The 15,576-nt window shown below is 58.9% G+C and carries 20 protein-coding genes and 2 tRNA genes; all 22 read left to right on the top strand.

What is annotated here, in order from left to right; translation table 11 throughout:
* The coding region (gene rpsN, locus ACOYNB_RS12535) for a 30S ribosomal protein S14 (protein ID WP_422839372.1) at positions 1 to 188 on the top strand (188 nt) is incomplete at its 5' end.
* A 30-nt stretch (positions 189 to 218) separates the two neighbouring features.
* A complete protein-coding gene (rpsH, locus tag ACOYNB_RS12530; protein WP_374256210.1) occupies positions 219 to 614 on the top strand; it encodes a 30S ribosomal protein S8 in 396 nt (131 codons plus the stop codon).
* 19 nt (positions 615 to 633) lie between these two features.
* Positions 634 to 1,167: a 50S ribosomal protein L6 gene (gene rplF, locus ACOYNB_RS12525; protein WP_374256209.1), complete on the top strand. Its 534-nt coding sequence runs from the start codon at positions 634 to 636 to the stop codon at positions 1,165 to 1,167.
* Positions 1,168 to 1,181: 14 nt separating this feature from the next.
* Positions 1,182 to 1,544, top strand: coding sequence for a 50S ribosomal protein L18 (gene rplR / locus ACOYNB_RS12520; RefSeq protein ID WP_374256207.1), 363 nt, complete (start codon positions 1,182 to 1,184; stop codon positions 1,542 to 1,544).
* Positions 1,545 to 1,562: 18 nt separating this feature from the next.
* The gene (gene rpsE / locus ACOYNB_RS12515; RefSeq protein WP_374256205.1) at positions 1,563 to 2,081 is read left to right on the top strand and encodes a 30S ribosomal protein S5; all 519 of its coding nucleotides are present in this window, start codon (positions 1,563 to 1,565) and stop codon (positions 2,079 to 2,081) included.
* 13 nt (positions 2,082 to 2,094) lie between these two features.
* The gene (gene rpmD, locus ACOYNB_RS12510) at positions 2,095 to 2,277 is read left to right on the top strand and encodes a 50S ribosomal protein L30 (protein ID WP_374256204.1); all 183 of its coding nucleotides are present in this window, start codon (positions 2,095 to 2,097) and stop codon (positions 2,275 to 2,277) included.
* A 23-nt stretch (positions 2,278 to 2,300) separates the two neighbouring features.
* Positions 2,301 to 2,735, top strand: a complete 435-nt coding sequence (rplO, locus tag ACOYNB_RS12505) for a 50S ribosomal protein L15 (protein WP_374256203.1) — start codon at positions 2,301 to 2,303, stop codon at positions 2,733 to 2,735.
* A gap of 43 nt (positions 2,736 to 2,778) precedes the next feature.
* On the top strand, positions 2,779 to 4,089 hold the full coding sequence (secY, locus tag ACOYNB_RS12500) for a preprotein translocase subunit SecY (protein ID WP_374256202.1): 1,311 nt from the start codon (positions 2,779 to 2,781) through the stop codon (positions 4,087 to 4,089).
* Positions 4,090 to 4,374: 285 nt separating this feature from the next.
* Positions 4,375 to 4,488, top strand: a complete 114-nt coding sequence (rpmJ, locus tag ACOYNB_RS12495; RefSeq protein WP_035036301.1) for a 50S ribosomal protein L36 — start codon at positions 4,375 to 4,377, stop codon at positions 4,486 to 4,488.
* A gap of 41 nt (positions 4,489 to 4,529) precedes the next feature.
* Positions 4,530 to 4,892: a 30S ribosomal protein S13 gene (gene rpsM, locus ACOYNB_RS12490; protein ID WP_374256201.1), complete on the top strand. Its 363-nt coding sequence runs from the start codon at positions 4,530 to 4,532 to the stop codon at positions 4,890 to 4,892.
* Positions 4,893 to 4,921: 29 nt separating this feature from the next.
* On the top strand, positions 4,922 to 5,326 hold the full coding sequence (rpsK, locus tag ACOYNB_RS12485) for a 30S ribosomal protein S11 (RefSeq protein ID WP_339582318.1): 405 nt from the start codon (positions 4,922 to 4,924) through the stop codon (positions 5,324 to 5,326).
* Between the two features lie 276 nt (positions 5,327 to 5,602).
* Positions 5,603 to 6,226 (top strand): 30S ribosomal protein S4, encoded by a 624-nt coding sequence (rpsD, locus tag ACOYNB_RS12480; protein WP_374256200.1) that lies wholly within the window; start codon positions 5,603 to 5,605, stop codon positions 6,224 to 6,226.
* Between the two features lie 139 nt (positions 6,227 to 6,365).
* Positions 6,366 to 7,355 (top strand): DNA-directed RNA polymerase subunit alpha, encoded by a 990-nt coding sequence (locus tag ACOYNB_RS12475; protein WP_374256199.1) that lies wholly within the window; start codon positions 6,366 to 6,368, stop codon positions 7,353 to 7,355.
* A gap of 87 nt (positions 7,356 to 7,442) precedes the next feature.
* Positions 7,443 to 7,832 carry a 50S ribosomal protein L17 gene (gene rplQ / locus ACOYNB_RS12470; protein WP_374256197.1) on the top strand — a complete coding sequence of 130 codons (390 nt, stop codon included), beginning with the start codon at positions 7,443 to 7,445 and terminating at the stop codon, positions 7,830 to 7,832.
* A 107-nt stretch (positions 7,833 to 7,939) separates the two neighbouring features.
* Positions 7,940 to 8,016: transfer RNA gene (locus ACOYNB_RS12465), tRNA-Met, on the top strand.
* Positions 8,017 to 8,102: 86 nt separating this feature from the next.
* Positions 8,103 to 8,179: transfer RNA gene (locus tag ACOYNB_RS12460), tRNA-Met, on the top strand.
* 376 nt (positions 8,180 to 8,555) lie between these two features.
* Positions 8,556 to 9,488 (top strand): serine O-acetyltransferase EpsC, encoded by a 933-nt coding sequence (gene epsC / locus ACOYNB_RS12455; RefSeq protein WP_422839371.1) that lies wholly within the window; start codon positions 8,556 to 8,558, stop codon positions 9,486 to 9,488.
* A 53-nt stretch (positions 9,489 to 9,541) separates the two neighbouring features.
* The gene (locus ACOYNB_RS12450) at positions 9,542 to 10,459 is read left to right on the top strand and encodes a family 2A encapsulin nanocompartment shell protein (RefSeq protein WP_422839370.1); all 918 of its coding nucleotides are present in this window, start codon (positions 9,542 to 9,544) and stop codon (positions 10,457 to 10,459) included.
* Positions 10,446 to 12,272: a family 2A encapsulin nanocompartment cargo protein cysteine desulfurase gene (locus ACOYNB_RS12445; RefSeq protein ID WP_422839369.1), complete on the top strand. Its 1,827-nt coding sequence runs from the start codon at positions 10,446 to 10,448 to the stop codon at positions 12,270 to 12,272. Before ACOYNB_RS12450 ends, ACOYNB_RS12445 begins: the two co-directional genes overlap by 14 nt.
* 177 nt (positions 12,273 to 12,449) lie before the next feature.
* The gene (locus ACOYNB_RS12440) at positions 12,450 to 13,085 is read left to right on the top strand and encodes an RBBP9/YdeN family alpha/beta hydrolase (RefSeq protein ID WP_422839368.1); all 636 of its coding nucleotides are present in this window, start codon (positions 12,450 to 12,452) and stop codon (positions 13,083 to 13,085) included.
* Between the two features lie 30 nt (positions 13,086 to 13,115).
* Complete coding sequence (locus ACOYNB_RS12435) at positions 13,116 to 13,334, top strand: TOBE domain-containing protein (RefSeq protein ID WP_422839367.1); 219 nt, start codon at positions 13,116 to 13,118, stop codon at positions 13,332 to 13,334.
* 38 nt (positions 13,335 to 13,372) lie between these two features.
* Positions 13,373 to 15,559 (top strand): protein-disulfide reductase DsbD family protein, encoded by a 2,187-nt coding sequence (locus ACOYNB_RS12430; RefSeq protein ID WP_422839366.1) that lies wholly within the window; start codon positions 13,373 to 13,375, stop codon positions 15,557 to 15,559.
* Positions 15,560 to 15,576: the final 17 nt, after the last annotated feature.

Here is a 15,576-nt window from a genome sequence, read left to right as displayed (position 1 = left end):
AGCGTTACGCCGCCCGTCTTGAGCTGCAAAAGCTGCCTCGCAACGCCAACCCGACCCGTCTGCGCGCACGCTGCAACCTGACCGGTCGTCCCCGTGGCACGTTCCGCCAATTCGGCTTGGGTCGTACCAAGATCCGTGAATTGGCTTTCGCTGGCGACATCCCCGGTGTCACCAAGGCGAGCTGGTAATCCCAGCAGGGCACGAACAGGAGTTTTCCCATGAGCATGAGTGATCCCATCGCCGACATGCTGACACGCATTCGCAACGCACAACTGGTTAACAAGACCAGCGTTGCACTGCCGTCGTCCAAGCTGAAAGTCGCGATTGCCCAGGTCCTGAAGGACGAAGGCTACATCGACGGTTTCGCCGTCACCGGTGAGGCTGCAAAGCCCCAACTGGAAATTTCGTTGAAGTACTACGCAGGTCGCCCGGTTATCGAGCGCATCGAGCGTGTATCTCGCCCTGGTCTGCGCATCTACAAGGGCCGTCACGACATCCCTCAAGTCATGAATGGCTTGGGCGTCGCTATCGTGACCACCCCACAGGGTGTGATGACTGATCGCAAGGCCCGCGCTGCCGGTATCGGTGGCGAAGTGCTCTGCTACGTCGCCTAATACTTGAGGAGCAATCGCAATGTCCCGCGTTGGAAAAATGCCGATCGCCGTCCCTCAAGGTGTGGACGTCACGATCACTGCCGAAGCCATCACCGTCAAGGGTGGTCTCGGTTCCCTGAGCCTGCCGGCCAACAGCTTGGTGACGGTTTCTAACGAAGCCGGCACCCTGAAGGTGGCTCCAGCTAACGAATCCGCAGAAGCCAATGCCATGTCCGGCACCTTCCGCGCTCTGCTGGCCAACACCGTTAACGGTGTGTCCAAGGGCTTCGAGAAGAAGCTGACCCTGGTTGGCGTGGGCTTCCGTGCTCAGGCCCAAGGTCAGAAGCTGAACCTGCAAATCGGTTTCTCGCACCCCGTCGAGAAGGAAATGCCTGCCGGCATCAAGGTTGAGACTCCGTCTCAAACTGAAATCCTGATCAAGGGTGCTGACCGTCAAGTCGTTGGTCAGATCGCCGCTGAAGTGCGCGCATTCCGTCCGCCTGAGCCTTACAAGGGCAAGGGCATTCGTTATGCCGACGAGCGCGTGGTCCTGAAAGAGACCAAGAAGAAGTAAGGAGCTGATTCATCATGGCATTGAGCAAGAAGGAACAGCGCCTGCGTCGTGCACGTCAAACCCGTGCCCGTATCGCTCTGCAAGGCGCCGTGCGTCTGACGGTTACCCGTTCGAACCTGCACATTTACGCCAGCGTCATTTCTGGCGACGGCACCAAGGTTTTGGCTACCGCTTCGACCGCCGAGAAGGAAGTTCGCGACCAGCTGGAAAAAGCTGGTGGCAACGTGGCAGCTGCCACCCTGATCGGCAAGCGCATCGCCGAGAAGGCGAAGGCTGCTGGCGTCGAGAAGGTCGCTTTCGACCGCGCTGGTTACCAGTACCACGGTCGTATCAAGGCTCTGGCTGACGCCGCGCGTGAAGCCGGTCTGCAGTTCTAAGCCGGGAAGGAATTTCAAATGGCTAAGTTTCAACCCAAAGTAGCAGACGAAGGTCGCGACGACGGTCTGCGCGAAAAGATGATCCAGGTGAACCGCGTGACCAAAGTGGTCAAGGGCGGTCGGATCATGGGTTTCGCAGCCCTGACCGTGGTTGGTGACGGCGATGGCCGCATCGGCATGGGCAAGGGTAAGGCTCGCGAAGTGCCTCTGGCTGTGCAAAAGGCCATGGACCAAGCTCGCCGCAACATGCTGAAGGTCTCGCTGAAGAACGGTACCGTTCATCACAACGTGACCGGTGAGCATGGCGCTGCCAAGGTTCTGCTGGCACCCGCACCTGCTGGTACCGGCATCATCGCCGGCGGCCCGATGCGCGCTGTGTTTGAAGTCATGGGTATCACCGACATCGTGGCCAAGAGCCTCGGTTCGTCGAACCCTTACAACATGGTTCGCGCCACATTCGACGCCCTGCGCAAGTCGACGACGCCTGCCGAAGTCGCTGCCAAGCGCGGTCTGACTGTTGAAGACATCTTCAACTGATCGGGAGATGAGCATGAGCGAAAAGAAAACCGTCACCGTCAAGCTGGTTCGCAGCGTGATCGGCACCAAGGCTGATCACCGCGCCACCGTGAAGGGCCTGGGTCTGCGTCGTCTGAACAGCACCGCTGTTCTGGAAGACACGCCTGCAGTCCGCGGCATGATCAACAAGGTCCGCTACATGGTCGAGGTGCTGTAAGCGCCTGACTAATGGGGAAAACCATGGAACTCAATAGCATCAAGCCTGCCTCTGGCGCCAAGCACGCTAAGCGTCGCGTGGGCCGTGGCATTGGCTCCGGCCTGGGTAAGACCGCAGGTCGCGGTCACAAGGGTCAGAAGTCGCGTTCGGGCGGCTACCATAAAGTCGGCTTCGAAGGCGGTCAAATGCCTCTGCAACGCCGTCTGCCCAAGCGCGGCTTCAAGTCGCACCTGCTGAAGTTCAACGCCGAGATCACTCTGGGCGAACTGCAAGCCCTGGGTGCAACGGAAGTCGACGTGATCACTCTGAAGCAAGCTGGCCTGATCCCTCAGATCGCCAAGGTTGTCAAGGTGATCAAGTCGGGTGAACTGACCTCGAAGGTGGTCCTGAAGGGTATCGGCGCAACCGCTGGTGCCAAGGCTGCCATCGAAGCCGCCGGCGGCTCCCTGGCTGAATAAGCCAGGCGCGCAAGCAAGAACGTCAGACTGAACAGGACTCAGCGTGGCTACTTCTCCCTCTCAACTGGCTCAAAGCGGAAAGTATGGCGACCTTCAACGTCGCTTGGTTTTCCTGCTCCTGGCGCTGGTCGTCTATCGTATTGGCGCACACATTCCAGTGCCTGGTATCGATCCGACGCAGCTGCAGCAGTTGTTCAAGGGCCAGCAAGGCGGCATTCTGAGCCTGTTCAACATGTTCTCTGGCGGGGCGTTGTCGCGCTTCACCGTGTTTGCGCTGGGCATCATGCCCTACATTTCTGCGTCCATCATCATGCAGATGATGGGCTATGTGTTGCCTTCGCTGGAAGCGCTCAAAAAAGAGGGCGAAGCAGGGCGTCGCAAGATCACGCAGTACACGCGTTATGGCACCGTGGGCTTGGCCCTGTTCCAGTCGTTCGGCATTGCCGTCGCGCTGGAAGGTACCGCGGGTCTGGTGATCAATCCAGGTTTCGGTTTCCGCATCACCACTGTGATCAGCCTGACGGCTGGCACGATGTTCCTGATGTGGTTGGGTGAGCAAATCACTGAGCGTGGCCTGGGCAATGGTATTTCGATTCTGATTTTCGGTGGTATCGCTGCAGGCCTGCCCTCTGCGCTGGGTGGTTTGTTCGAGCTGATCCGCACCGGCGCCATGTCGATTCCCGCTGCGATTTTCATCGTAGCCCTGATCGGGGTGGTTACCTATCTGGTCGTGTTCGTGGAACGCGGTCAGCGCAAGATTCTGGTGAACTACGCTAAGCGTCAGGTTGGTAACCGTGTTTACGGTGGTCAATCCTCGCACCTGCCCCTGAAGATCAACATGGCGGGCGTCATTCCCCCGATCTTTGCGTCGTCGATCATTCTGTTGCCGACCACGGCTGTGGGCTGGTTTGCAACAGGTGACAGCATGCGTTGGCTGAAGGACATCGCAGGCATGCTGTCGCCAGGTCAACCGATCTACGTCATTTTGTACTCGGTGGCCATCGTATTCTTCTGCTTCTTCTACACGGCGCTGGTGTTCAATAGCCGTGAGACAGCAGACAACTTGAAGAAGAGCGGCGCGTTTGTGCCTGGTATCCGTCCTGGCGATCAAACCGCTCGATACATTGACAAGATTTTGGCCCGCCTCACTTTGGTTGGTGCCGTGTACATCACTGCGGTGTGCCTGCTGCCCGAGTTCCTCGTGCTCAAGTACAACGTACCGTTCTATTTTGGCGGAACTTCGCTGCTCATCATCGTGGTTGTCACGATGGACTTCTGGGCACAAGTTCAGTCCTACGTCATGTCTCAGCAGTATGACTCTCTGCTGAAGAAGGCGAATTTCAAGTCGAACTGATCTTCGTTCGATCAGGCTCCAGCGTGCTGTGAGCCAGGTTGTACAGGCTGGGCATTGCAGCCAGATGTAATCAGTTTGACACGGCCTGCAGGTCAGCCCCTTCCCGTGGGCGGGTAGTTGTATTACAATCCCGCTTTTCCCCGGGTGAATGGGTGTCTGCGTACGCATGCCGATCGATTTGAGTCGTGCTCGCATCGCGTTCCGGGCGAAGTGAGCTGAAGTTTTGGTGAACCCCGGAAACGTGGGCGATTTTCCGTTGTGTAGTCAACGGTTCAGGAGAAGACCATGAAAGTCTCGGCATCCGTCAAGAAGATGTGCCGTAATTGCAAAATCATTCGCCGCAAGGGCGTGGTTCGCGTGATCTGCACCGACCCACGTCACAAGCAGCGTCAAGGCTGATCGCCTGACCCGGCGACGACACACGCGTTCAGAGGACAGTTATGGCACGTATTGCTGGCATCAACATTCCGCCGCACAAGCATACCGAAATCGGTCTGACTTCGATCTACGGCATTGGTCGCACAACCGCGCAGAAAATCTGCTCGGCTGCAGGCATCGCTTTCGACAAGAAAGTGAAGGACCTGACCGACGGCGACCTGGAAAAGATTCGTGATGAAGTGGCGAAGCTCACCATTGAAGGTGACCTGCGCCGCGAAACCACAATGAACATCAAGCGACTGATGGACTTGGGCTGCTACCGCGGCTTCCGTCACCGTCGCGGCCTGCCGCTGCGCGGTCAGCGCACTCGCACGAATGCTCGTACCCGTAAGGGGCCGCGCAAGGCGATCGCCGGCAAGAAGTAATCAGGCGTCTTTGACTGAGAGAAATTAATATGGCTAAAGCACCTGCGAACAGCGCTGCCCGTCGTGTTAGCAAGAAGGTCCGCAAAAACATTGCAGACGGTATTGCCCACGTGCACGCTTCGTTCAACAACACGATCATCACCATCACCGACCGTCAAGGCAACGCGCTGTCGTGGGCTTCGTCGGGCGGTCAGGGCTTCAAGGGTTCGCGTAAGTCGACTCCCTTTGCTGCTCAGGTCGCTGCCGAAGTGGCTGGTCGTGCTGCTCAAGAGCAAGGCATCAAGAACCTCGACGTCGAGATCAAGGGCCCAGGTCCTGGTCGCGAATCGTCGGTTCGCGCCTTGGCTTCGTTGGGTATCCGTATCGCATCGATCTCCGATGTGACGCCGGTTCCTCACAACGGTTGCCGCCCTCAGAAGCGCCGTCGCATCTGATGTTGGTTTGACTGGCCTGGTTTGCAGGTCAGGCACGCACCTCGCGTACACTGCATGCAGTGAGCGAGGTGATTTTGTTGTTTCGCAAAGACGAATGACTTGTTTGTTTGTCAAGTGAGCAACCGCGCTTGCTATAATGGCAAGTTTTCTGCGGTAGTTGCGGCGTTGCCTTGTGGTGCGTCGCGTTTGCCGTTATTTGAAGCCCACCGTCTGCGCGTTCTCGCGGCAGACTCGCGTCAGTCATGTGCTGGCGTTAGATAACTCAAGGACACGAAAGTGGCACGTTACCTCGGACCTAAGGCCAAACTGGCCCGCCGCGAAGGCACCGACCTTTTCCTGAAGAGCGCCCGTCGCCCCATCAGCGACAAGGCTAAGTTTGACACCAAGCCTGGTCAACACGGCCGCACCTCCGGCTCGCGCACCTCCGACTTCGGTCTGCAACTGCGTGAAAAGCAGAAGGTCAAGCGCATGTACGGCGTGCTGGAAAAGCAATTCCGTCGTTACTTCGCTGAAGCCGAGCGTCGCAAGGGCAGCACCGGTGCAAACCTGCTGGGTCTGCTCGAGTCCCGTCTGGACAACGTCGTTTACCGCATGGGCTTTGCCTCTACCCGCGCCGAAGCTCGTCAGCTGGTCGGTCACAAGGGTATCGTGGTGAACGGTCAAGTGGTGAACATCCCTTCCTTCCTGGTGAAGTCGGGTGACACCGTTGCCGTCCGCGAAAAGGCCAAGAAGCAAGTTCGCGTTCAAGAAGCATTCAAGCTGGCCGAGTCCATCGGTCTGCCAGGTTGGGTTCAAGTTGACGGCGCCAAGCTGGAAGGCGTCTTCAAGAAGTCGCCTGACCGCGATGAGTTTGGTTCCGACATCAACGAATCGCTGATCGTCGAACTGTATTCTCGTTAATGTTGCGTTACCGAGTTTGCCTGCAAGGTTGCTGGCAGCTCGGTTTGCTGCATTTGTACTCAAGGGCCGGGGCATTTGCTCCGGTTGGTCCAGCAGCCTTATCGGTGTAACGAGCCGAGGGTATTGACAGGAAGACCTCATGCAAACGAATTTGCTGAAACCCAAAGCCATCCAGGTGGAACCGCTCGGCGGTCACCGCGCCAAGGTTACGCTCGAGCCTTTCGAGCGTGGCTATGGTCATACCTTGGGCAACGCACTGCGTCGCGTGCTGCTCTCGTCGATGGTCGGTTTCGCACCTACTGAAGTCACCATCGCTGGCGTGTTGCACGAATACTCGTCGATCGACGGCGTGCAAGAGGACGTGGTTCACATCATGTTGAACCTGAAGGGCGTCGTGTTCCGTCTGCATAACCGCGACGAAGTGACGCTGGTTCTCCGTAAGGATGGTGAAGGTCCCGTTACGGCTGCCGACATTCAGACTCCTCACGATGTTGAGATTGTCAACCCTGGTCACGTGATCGCCCACCTGTCGCAAGGCGGCAAGCTGGACATGCAGATCAAGATCGAAAAGGGTCGTGGTTATGTGCCCGGCAACATTCGTCGTTATGGCGAAGAGTCGAGCAAGGCCATCGGTCGCATCGTTCTGGATGCCTCGTTCTCGCCCGTTCGTCGCGTGAGCTACACGGTTGAGAGCGCCCGCGTGGAGCAGCGTACCGATCTGGACAAGCTGGTCATGGAAATCGAAACCAACGGCGCCATCTCGCCAGAGGAAGCGATCCGTGCATCGGCCAAGATTCTGGTTGAGCAACTGGCTGTGTTCGCTCAGCTGGAAGGTAGCGAAATCGCCGCCTTCGGCGAGGCACCGAGCAAGTCTGCCCAGAACTTCGATCCGATCCTGCTGCGCCCAGTCGATGAGCTCGAACTCACGGTTCGTTCCGCGAACTGCTTGAAGGCTGAGAACATCTATTACATCGGCGATCTGATCCAGCGCACCGAGACCGAGTTGCTGAAGACCCCGAACCTGGGTCGTAAGTCGCTCAACGAAATCAAGGAAGTGCTGGCGTCTCGTGGTCTGGCTCTGGGCTCGCGCCTGGAAGCATGGCCACCTCAAGGTCTGGACAAGCGTTAATTTTGAGTGCGTGGCCCTTGGGGCCACGCGGTGCACCCGGCGGTACCTTTATCCGGCCGTCGGTTAAATAAAGAAAGGACTAGCACCATGCGTCACGGAAACGGTCTCCGTAAACTGAATCGTACTTCTGCTCACCGCGCTGCGATGCTGCGCAACATGGCGAACTCGCTGATTGAGCACGAAGCCATCAAGACCACAGTCCCCAAGGCTAAGGAGCTGCGCCGCGTTGTCGAGCCGCTGATCACCCTGGCCAAGGAGCCAACCGTTGCGAACAAGCGTCTGGCCTTCGACCGCCTGCGTAACCGCGACAACGTGGTCAAGCTGTTCAACGTGCTGGGTCCCCGCTTCGCCAAGCGTCCTGGCGGCTACACCCGCATCCTGAAGATGGGTTTCCGCGTTGGTGACAACGCGCCCATGGCTTACATGGAGCTGGTTGAGCGCACGGAAGAAGCTGCTGTTGAAGCCGCTGCTGAATAAGCTGAAAACTTTTTCAGTTTTCTAAGAGCCCGCGTAAGCGGGCTTTTTTATTTGTGTACACAGACTTGCAATATTGTTGGTTTGTATGCCATAATCTATTTCTCAGTCGCGGGGTGGAGCAGTCTGGTAGCTCGTCGGGCTCATAACCCGAAGGTCGTTGGTTCAAATCCGGCCCCCGCAACCAAAATTTGAGAAAAATGGTTGGTTTTTCACTGACCTTTTTCCACCCGGTTTCGATGTGACGACATCGTATCCGGACACCGCATCTGGCGCGGGGTGGAGCAGTCTGGTAGCTCGTCGGGCTCATAACCCGAAGGTCGTTGGTTCAAATCCGGCCCCCGCAACCAAGCCCTTGAAAAGGCCCTCTTCGGAGGGCCTTTTTTCTTTTGTGCCCAGGCTGTGCCCATGGCGTGCCTTGCTTGTGCCCGTGGAATTTGCATTCACAACGGCAACGACCATGGGTCTACGCCGTCAGTGGTGCAAGCGTATTTGTGTTCTTCACGACTCCTTTAGGCTGAGCTAAGACGTTCGGCGTTTTCCAGCGAACGTCCGCTACCTGCAACCGATGCCATGAGTGCTGATGATGCGGTATCCATGGCTAGGTGATTTGCTGACACGCACATATGCGTGATTTGCATATGGGTGAGCGTGAGATCAAAAAACTCATTTTGCTGTATTCGCCTTCCTCGTCAGACTGCAGAGGTCCACTCATGAACCTCTGCCATGTCGATCACGCAGCTATTCCCTTCGGTTGAATCAGAGCACGGCTCATCGTGGCAGCTCGGTCGCATCGTGGCTGAGCTTCGCCAGTCCCGAGAGGTGACCCACAATGTGCGTCACAAAGGGCGATTGCGGGAGTTGCCTGCTCGTGAAGTTCTGTCCCGGATCGTGTTGGGGTTGTCGTCGGCCCTGTTCCCGACGCATTACGGTCGCCCCGACTTGAGTGATGACAGCATCGACTACTTCGTCGGCTATACCCTTCACAGTGTGCTGCAGGAGTTGGTCGAGCAGGTACGGCGAGGCTTGCTGTTCGTCCATCCCGACGCCGACCCGGACGACCACTTGCTCGCCGAGGAGTCCCGTTCCATCACGCAGGCCTTTGCGTCGGAGTTGCCGAGCATACGTGCCCTGCTCGTGAGTGACTTGCAGTCTGCCTACCAAGGGGATCCTGCTGCCACCAGCATTTCGGAGATCTTGCTGTGCTACCCCGGCATGACGGCCATCATTCATTACCGAATGGCTCATGCGCTGTATCGATTGGGGGCACCTCTGCTCGCTCGGTTGATCACGGACATCGCGCACTCTCGAACGGGGATCGATATTCACCCGGGCGCCCGGATTGGCCCCGCATTCTTCATTGATCACGGCACCGGTGTTGTGATCGGCGAGACCACGGTCATCGGTGAGCGTGTTCGCCTTTACCAAGCCGTGACGCTGGGGGCCAAACGCTTTCCAACCGACGAGTCGGGCCAGTTGCTGAAGGGACAGCCACGTCATCCGATTGTGGAAGACGACGTGGTGATCTATGCCGGCGCAACGGTTTTGGGGCGCATCACGATTGGTCAGGGATCGACCATCGGCGGCAACGTCTGGTTGACACACAGCGTGCCGCCCGGCAGCAACATCACGCAAGCCCAAAGCCGGCTCAGTGAGTAAGGCAGCGCCTCGCAAAGTTTTTCCAACCCCACGACTGACAGGAGAAAAGGCCCATGGCCAATACCCACGAACAAAGCACGGCATTGGGTGACATTGCCGCCCGGCAACTTGCCATCGCCACGCGTACCGTGCCCCAGATGGGCACGATCACGCCACGCTGGCTGACGCACTTGCTGCAATGGGTCCCTGTTGACGCCGGTATCTATCGCGTCAACAAGGTGAAGGATGCGTCGAGCGTCACGGTGGATTGCTCCGGCCGCGACGAACGTGAGCTGCCCCAGACCTTTGTCGACTACATCGAGAATCCGCGCGAGTATCTGCTCTCGGCCGTGAACACGGTGCTGGATGTGCACACCCGTGTGTCGGACTTGTATTCCAAGCCTTACAACCAGATTTCCGAACAGCTGCGTTTGACGATCGAGACGATCAAAGAGCGTCAGGAATCTGAGTTGATCAACAACCGCGAGTACGGTCTGCTCAACAACATCGCGCCGCATCAGCATTTGAAAACACGCAATGGCCCGCCCACGCCCGATGATCTGGACGAGTTGCTGACCAAGGTCTGGAAGGAGCCTGGCTTCTTCCTGGCACACCCACTGGCGATCGCAGCCTTTGGTCGTGAGTGCACGCGACGTGGTGTGCCGCCACCCACGGTCTCGTTGTTCGGGTCTCAGTTCATCACCTGGCGCGGCATTCCGCTGATCCCTTGCGACAAGATCAAGATCGAAAACAACAAGTCGAAGATTTTGTTGATTCGCACAGGTGAAAGCCGTCAAGGCGTGGTGGGCCTGTATCAGCCCGATCTGCCGGGGCAACAAAGCCCAGGTCTGGCCGTTCGCTTCATGGGCATCAACCACAAGGCGATTGCGTCCTACCTCGTATCGCTGTACTGCTCGCTGGCGGTCCTGACGGACGATGCGATCGCGGTGCTGGAAGACGTCGTGATCGACAACTACCATGAGTACAAGTGACCTCACCCAACTCGGCGTGCCGGATGTGGAGGCGCTGGCCAGGTTGGCAAATCAGTTTTTCACGGCGCTCCCCGGTAGCGAGCCGACGTCGCATGGCGTAGGCGGTGGACTGCCGCCGGGGCTGTCGCATGTGGGCAATCCACAGTCTGGGCATCCCTTTGCCGTGTCCAACGTGATTGGCGCGCAGCCTGCGCCTTCCCCCACGCCGGATGCGCGCATTGCACCGGCCAACATCCCGGATGTGCCACTCCCTGGCGCCGTGCCGGCGTCGGCGACGCCCGTGCCCAATGGCTTTTCCGGGGATGTGCCTTTGGAGCGCCAGGCGGCCAGCAATCCAGCCGGCTGGACTGGCTTGCTGCAACCTGCACTGACGCTCAATCCAACGGATTGGGGGCTGCCAACGGATGCGGATTTGTCGGATCTCGTGGCCTTGCGCTCGCCCAATCGCCTCCCAGTAACTGGACAGGCCTTGGCGGGTGCTACGCCCAGCTTCTACTTCCTCGAGCACGTGGGGTTGGGGCAACCGGGCTTGAACACCCCAGGATTGGCGCAAGCCCATCCGGTTCTGGCTCAACCTGGCTTTAAACCACCCTTCGATGTGAACCTCGTCCGCAGGGACTTTCCCATCCTGCGTGAGCGCGTGAATGGTCGGCCCTTGATCTGGCTGGACAATGCGGCCACCACGCAGAAGCCCCAGTCGGTGATCGATCGAATTTCGTACTTTTACGAGCACGAGAACTCGAACATTCACCGCGCTGCGCATGAGCTGGCGGCGAGGGCCACAGACGCGTATGAGGCTGCGAGAGAGAAGGTGCGTGGCTTTGTCAATGCGCGATCGGTCAACGAGATCGTCTTTGTGCGGGGCACCACCGAAGCCATCAACCTGGTGGCCAAGACTTGGGGGCAGGCTAACGTGCGTGAGGGCGACGAGATCATCGTCAGCCATCTGGAGCACCACGCGAACATCGTGCCTTGGCAACAGCTGTGTGCTGTGACAGGGGCCAAGTTGCGTGTGATTCCGGTGGATGACGACGGTCAGGTCATCCTGGACGAGTACGCCAAGTTGCTGGGGCCGCGCACGAAGATTGTCTCCTTCACTCAGGTCTCCAATGCACTGGGCACCATCACGCCGGCCAAGAAAATGGTGTCGATGGCGCACAGCGCCGGTGCCAAGGTGCTGGTGGACGGGGCGCAATCGGTGTCACACATGCGCGCCGACGTCCAGGACCTGAACTGCGACTGGTTTGTCTTTTCAGGCCACAAGGTGTTCGGGCCGACGGGCATTGGCGTTTTGTATGGCATGGAAGCCTTGCTCAATGAGACGCCACCATGGCAGGGCGGCGGCAACATGATCAAGGACGTGACCTTCGAGCACACCGAGTACCACGCGGCACCGGGGCGGTTTGAGGCTGGTACGGGCAACATCGCCGATGCCGTTGGCTTGGGGGCGGCCATCGACTATGTCAACCAGTTTGGCATCGAGGCAATTGGCGCCTACGAGCACCAGTTGCTGGTGTACGCCACACGTTTGCTCAAGGACGTACCGGGCTTGCGTCTGATCGGGACGGCACCCGATAAGGCGGCCGTGCTGTCGTTCACCTTGCAGGGTTACAAGACCGAAGAGGTGGGGGCAGCACTGAACAAGGAAGGCATTGCCGTGCGTTCGGGGCACCACTGTGCCCAGCCGATCTTGCGTCGCTTTGGCGTGGAGGCGACGGTGCGGCCTTCTCTGGCGTTCTACAACAACTGTGCAGACATTGATGCCCTCGTGTCGACCTTGCACAAATTGAGTGGACGTCAGAACCGGGTCTGATTATCGACAGGGTTGAATGCCCGTCTTGGAAAGGGGTGCCGTGACAGGCACCCCTTTTTTCTGATCTGTCCTTGCATATGCAAAGTCGAATTGATTTGTTCCTCTTTGCGGTGATGCATGAAAGACTGCATCACAGGATCACTCTGTGATCGCTTGAAGATTGGAAAGGAGTCCCGGATGGATTCACCATTTGCCCCAACATGCAGCCCGGTGCGAACACTGATCATTCCCGGGTTGAACAACAGTGGCGAAGATCATTGGCAAACCTGGCTGGGTACTCAGTATCGACATTCAAAGCGTGTGCAGCAGCACGATTGGGCCGAGCCCGATTTGCTGGCCTGGTCGGAGCAAATCGCGCGCACCGTTCAGTCGGCAAAACCCGGCACCATCTGGGTTGCGGTGGCCCATAGCTTTGGTTGCCTGGCTTTGGCGCATTACCTGGATCAACTGGCGTCCCGCCGAGACAGGGGCTTGGGTGCAGGTGGCCGCATTCAGGCTGCGCTGCTGGTCGCGCCCGCCGACCCGGTGAAGTTCAACGTGGTTCATCGCTTGCCGCAATCCGGATTGGGCATTCCGACGCAGATGATCGGCAGTGAAAACGATCCCTGGATGCCGTTGGACCGTGCGCAGTCATGGGCTGAGTTGTGGGGCTCTCGATTCATCAATCTGGGACGGGCGGGACACATCAATGCCGAGTCTGGCTTTGGTGCCTGGCCTTGGGTGCGCGCCAAGGTGGATGAGCTGATTCGGGACCAGTATCGCCTGCGCCGGATTGCCAACGCCAGTCCTTTGGAACTGCACTTTGCGGTCTGATGGACTCTGATTCAAACAAGGAGGTTAGCCATGAGCATCACGGCCATCAATGTGCGGAATCAGTTTCGCGGAAAAGTCAGAGAGATCATCGAAGGTCCGGTCGTGTCCGAGATCGACGTTGAAACTCCGTCTGGCTTGATCGTTACCTCGGTGATCACCACGCGGTCTGTCAAGGATCTGGATTTGGTCGTGGGGAAAGAGGTCATCGCCTTGGTCAAGTCGACTGAGGTGGCCATTGCGGCGCTGTAAGCGCCTCGCACGTATTCACTTTGCTCTTTATTGCATTCATGTTCTGTTGGTGTGATCGCGCCCGCCTGTGGCGTTGGGTGGCTTGGTGCTGTCTGGCTGTGTGGGTGGGGCCGTGCTGGGCTGTGGCCCTTGAGGGCGGGCAGAACCATGCCCGAACGGAGCAGGTTGAGGTTCAGCTGATTCCTGAAACCGAGGCGGTCGTTGCGGGTGGACGCTTGACCGTGGGGGTGCGCCAGCGGATCGCAAGCGGATGGCATACGTACTGGCGCAACCCGGGTGACAGTGGTATGCCCACGCGCCTGTCATGGCAGCTCCCGCCAAAGGTGGACGCGGGCGAGATTCAGTGGCCCGTCCCGCAGCGGTTCGACGTGGATGGGGTGATCAACTACGGCTACGCGGAGCAGGTGACCTTGCTCAGTGACATCGTGCTGCCGGCATCTCTGCCAATTGGGTCGGTGGTGCCGCTCCAGGTGGATGTCAGTTGGTTGGTGTGTCGTGACCTCTGCATTCCCCAAAAAGCGAGCCTGCACACGCAGGTGCGTGTGGTGTCCTCTCGTGATGAAGTGGGCGTGCCAGACGCACGCATTGCACAAGCCAGGGAACAGTTGCCCATGCCTGTGTCGGGGCGGGTGACCGTGACGCAGACTGATGCGAGTTGGTTGCTGCACATTCCCAAGGAGATGGTTAGGACTCCTGACCCGAAGGGATACTTCTTTCCGACGGCAGGGGATGCCATCGTTCATGGTGGGCCGCAACGGATGCAGCCAGATGCCACGGGGTGGACTGTGACGATGCCGCGCTCAGACCAGCCTTGGCAAGACGGTCGCGTGCTGGAAGGGGTGCTGGTATTGCAGGCCCCCTCCGGCGACAGGGCCCTGCAGACGGCCTATGCGGTGCAAGGCCGCACGCCGAGTCGACCCCAGATTGGGGATGCCGGTCAGGGGAATGCTGCCCCCGAGATGTCATCGTCAAGGATCGACTTGCCCGCTGCGCTGCTGTTGGCTTTGCTGGGCGGGATGGTGCTCAACTTGATGCCCTGTGTGTTTCCCGTGCTGTCGATCAAGGCGCTGGCACTGTTGCAGCAGAGTGTCCAGGCGCCCCGTCAGGTCAAGTGGCAAGGGGTGGCCTACACCGCAGGGGTGTTGAGCAGTTTCACGTTGCTGGCCACCGTGTTGATCATCTTGAAGGCCGGAGGGCGTCAGGTGGGCTGGGGATTCCAGTTCCATTCGCCCTTGTTCGTATTGATGGTGGCCTACCTGATGTTTGTGGTGGGCTTGAGCTTGTCAGGTGTGGTGTCGGTGGGCGCATCGGCGACGGGGCTCGGACAGGGGCTGGCGAGCCGGTCGGGGTGGGTGGGGAGCTTTTTCGCGGGCGTGTTGGCCACGGTGGTTGCCACACCGTGCACGGCGCCCTTCATGGGCGGGGCGATGGGCTTTGCTCTGACCCAGTCATCCTGGGTGTTGCTGGCCATCTTTTTGAGCTTGGGCTTGGGGTTGGCCTTGCCTTATCTGATTCTCAGCATCTGGCCCGCGGCGCAGCGGTGGCTGCCGAGGCCGGGTGTCTGGATGGAGCATCTCAAGCAAGGGCTGGCGTTCCCGATGTACGGGGCAGCGGCGTGGCTGATCTGGGTGCTGTCGAGGCAGGTTGGTGCAGATGCGGCAGCCATTGGCTTATCCGGGATGGTGGTCATCGCATTCATCGCATGGGCCTATGACCGTTCGCGACAGGCGCGCGATGCTGTGCGCCATGTCGTGTCGGGGATGTCTGCGTTAGGGCTGGTGCTGGTGATGACGGGCAGTCATGCCTCTTTGGGGGCGCTGTCCGCCGCACCAGATGCGGCATCCCGCGCGGAGAGCGGCTGGGCCAGTCAGCCCTATTCCGAGGACTCGTTCGAGGCCTTGCGCAGAGCGGGCAAGCCGGTGTTCTTGAATTTCACCGCCTCGTGGTGCATCACCTGCCTGGTGAACGAGCGCGTCGCCTTGAGCCAGCCTGAAGTGCAAGAGGTGTTTCAAGAGCGTGGTGTGGCGTACTTGAAGGGCGACTGGACCCGACAGGACGCCACCATCACCGCAGTGCTACGTCGCTTTGGTCGCAGTGGGGTCCCCTTGTATGTCTACTTTCCTCCCGGACGAAGCAGTCAACCTGTTGTGCTGCCCCAAATCCTGACGCCAGGCAATGTGGTGGCGACCATCCTGGATGCCGATCAGGCTGCGCCGTCTCGCTGAAGCCTCTCATTCTTGGA

The sequence above is a fragment of the Aquabacterium sp. genome (genome assembly GCF_049317225.1).
Lineage (GTDB): Bacteria > Pseudomonadota > Gammaproteobacteria > Burkholderiales > Burkholderiaceae_C > Aquabacterium.
The sequence above is the reverse complement of the archived record's forward strand: the minus strand, read 5'-3'. Positions and strand labels throughout refer to the sequence as shown.

Coding starts and splice junctions, on each gene's coding strand:
- ACOYNB_RS12440 (WP_422839368.1), top strand. CDS start 12,450: ATGGATTCACCATTTGCCCCAACATGCAGCCCGGTGCGAACACTGATC.
- rpsH (WP_374256210.1), top strand. CDS start 219: ATGAGCATGAGTGATCCCATCGCCGACATGCTGACACGCATTCGCAAC.
- ACOYNB_RS12445 (WP_422839369.1), top strand. CDS start 10,446: ATGAGTACAAGTGACCTCACCCAACTCGGCGTGCCGGATGTGGAGGCG.
- rplR (WP_374256207.1), top strand. CDS start 1,182: ATGGCATTGAGCAAGAAGGAACAGCGCCTGCGTCGTGCACGTCAAACC.
- rplF (WP_374256209.1), top strand. CDS start 634: ATGTCCCGCGTTGGAAAAATGCCGATCGCCGTCCCTCAAGGTGTGGAC.
- epsC (WP_422839371.1), top strand. CDS start 8,556: ATGTCGATCACGCAGCTATTCCCTTCGGTTGAATCAGAGCACGGCTCA.
- rpsM (WP_374256201.1), top strand. CDS start 4,530: ATGGCACGTATTGCTGGCATCAACATTCCGCCGCACAAGCATACCGAA.
- rplQ (WP_374256197.1), top strand. CDS start 7,443: ATGCGTCACGGAAACGGTCTCCGTAAACTGAATCGTACTTCTGCTCAC.
- ACOYNB_RS12450 (WP_422839370.1), top strand. CDS start 9,542: ATGGCCAATACCCACGAACAAAGCACGGCATTGGGTGACATTGCCGCC.
- rpsK (WP_339582318.1), top strand. CDS start 4,922: ATGGCTAAAGCACCTGCGAACAGCGCTGCCCGTCGTGTTAGCAAGAAG.
- ACOYNB_RS12430 (WP_422839366.1), top strand. CDS start 13,373: ATGTTCTGTTGGTGTGATCGCGCCCGCCTGTGGCGTTGGGTGGCTTGG.
- rpsE (WP_374256205.1), top strand. CDS start 1,563: ATGGCTAAGTTTCAACCCAAAGTAGCAGACGAAGGTCGCGACGACGGT.
- ACOYNB_RS12435 (WP_422839367.1), top strand. CDS start 13,116: ATGAGCATCACGGCCATCAATGTGCGGAATCAGTTTCGCGGAAAAGTC.
- rplO (WP_374256203.1), top strand. CDS start 2,301: ATGGAACTCAATAGCATCAAGCCTGCCTCTGGCGCCAAGCACGCTAAG.
- rpmD (WP_374256204.1), top strand. CDS start 2,095: ATGAGCGAAAAGAAAACCGTCACCGTCAAGCTGGTTCGCAGCGTGATC.
- rpmJ (WP_035036301.1), top strand. CDS start 4,375: ATGAAAGTCTCGGCATCCGTCAAGAAGATGTGCCGTAATTGCAAAATC.
- ACOYNB_RS12475 (WP_374256199.1), top strand. CDS start 6,366: ATGCAAACGAATTTGCTGAAACCCAAAGCCATCCAGGTGGAACCGCTC.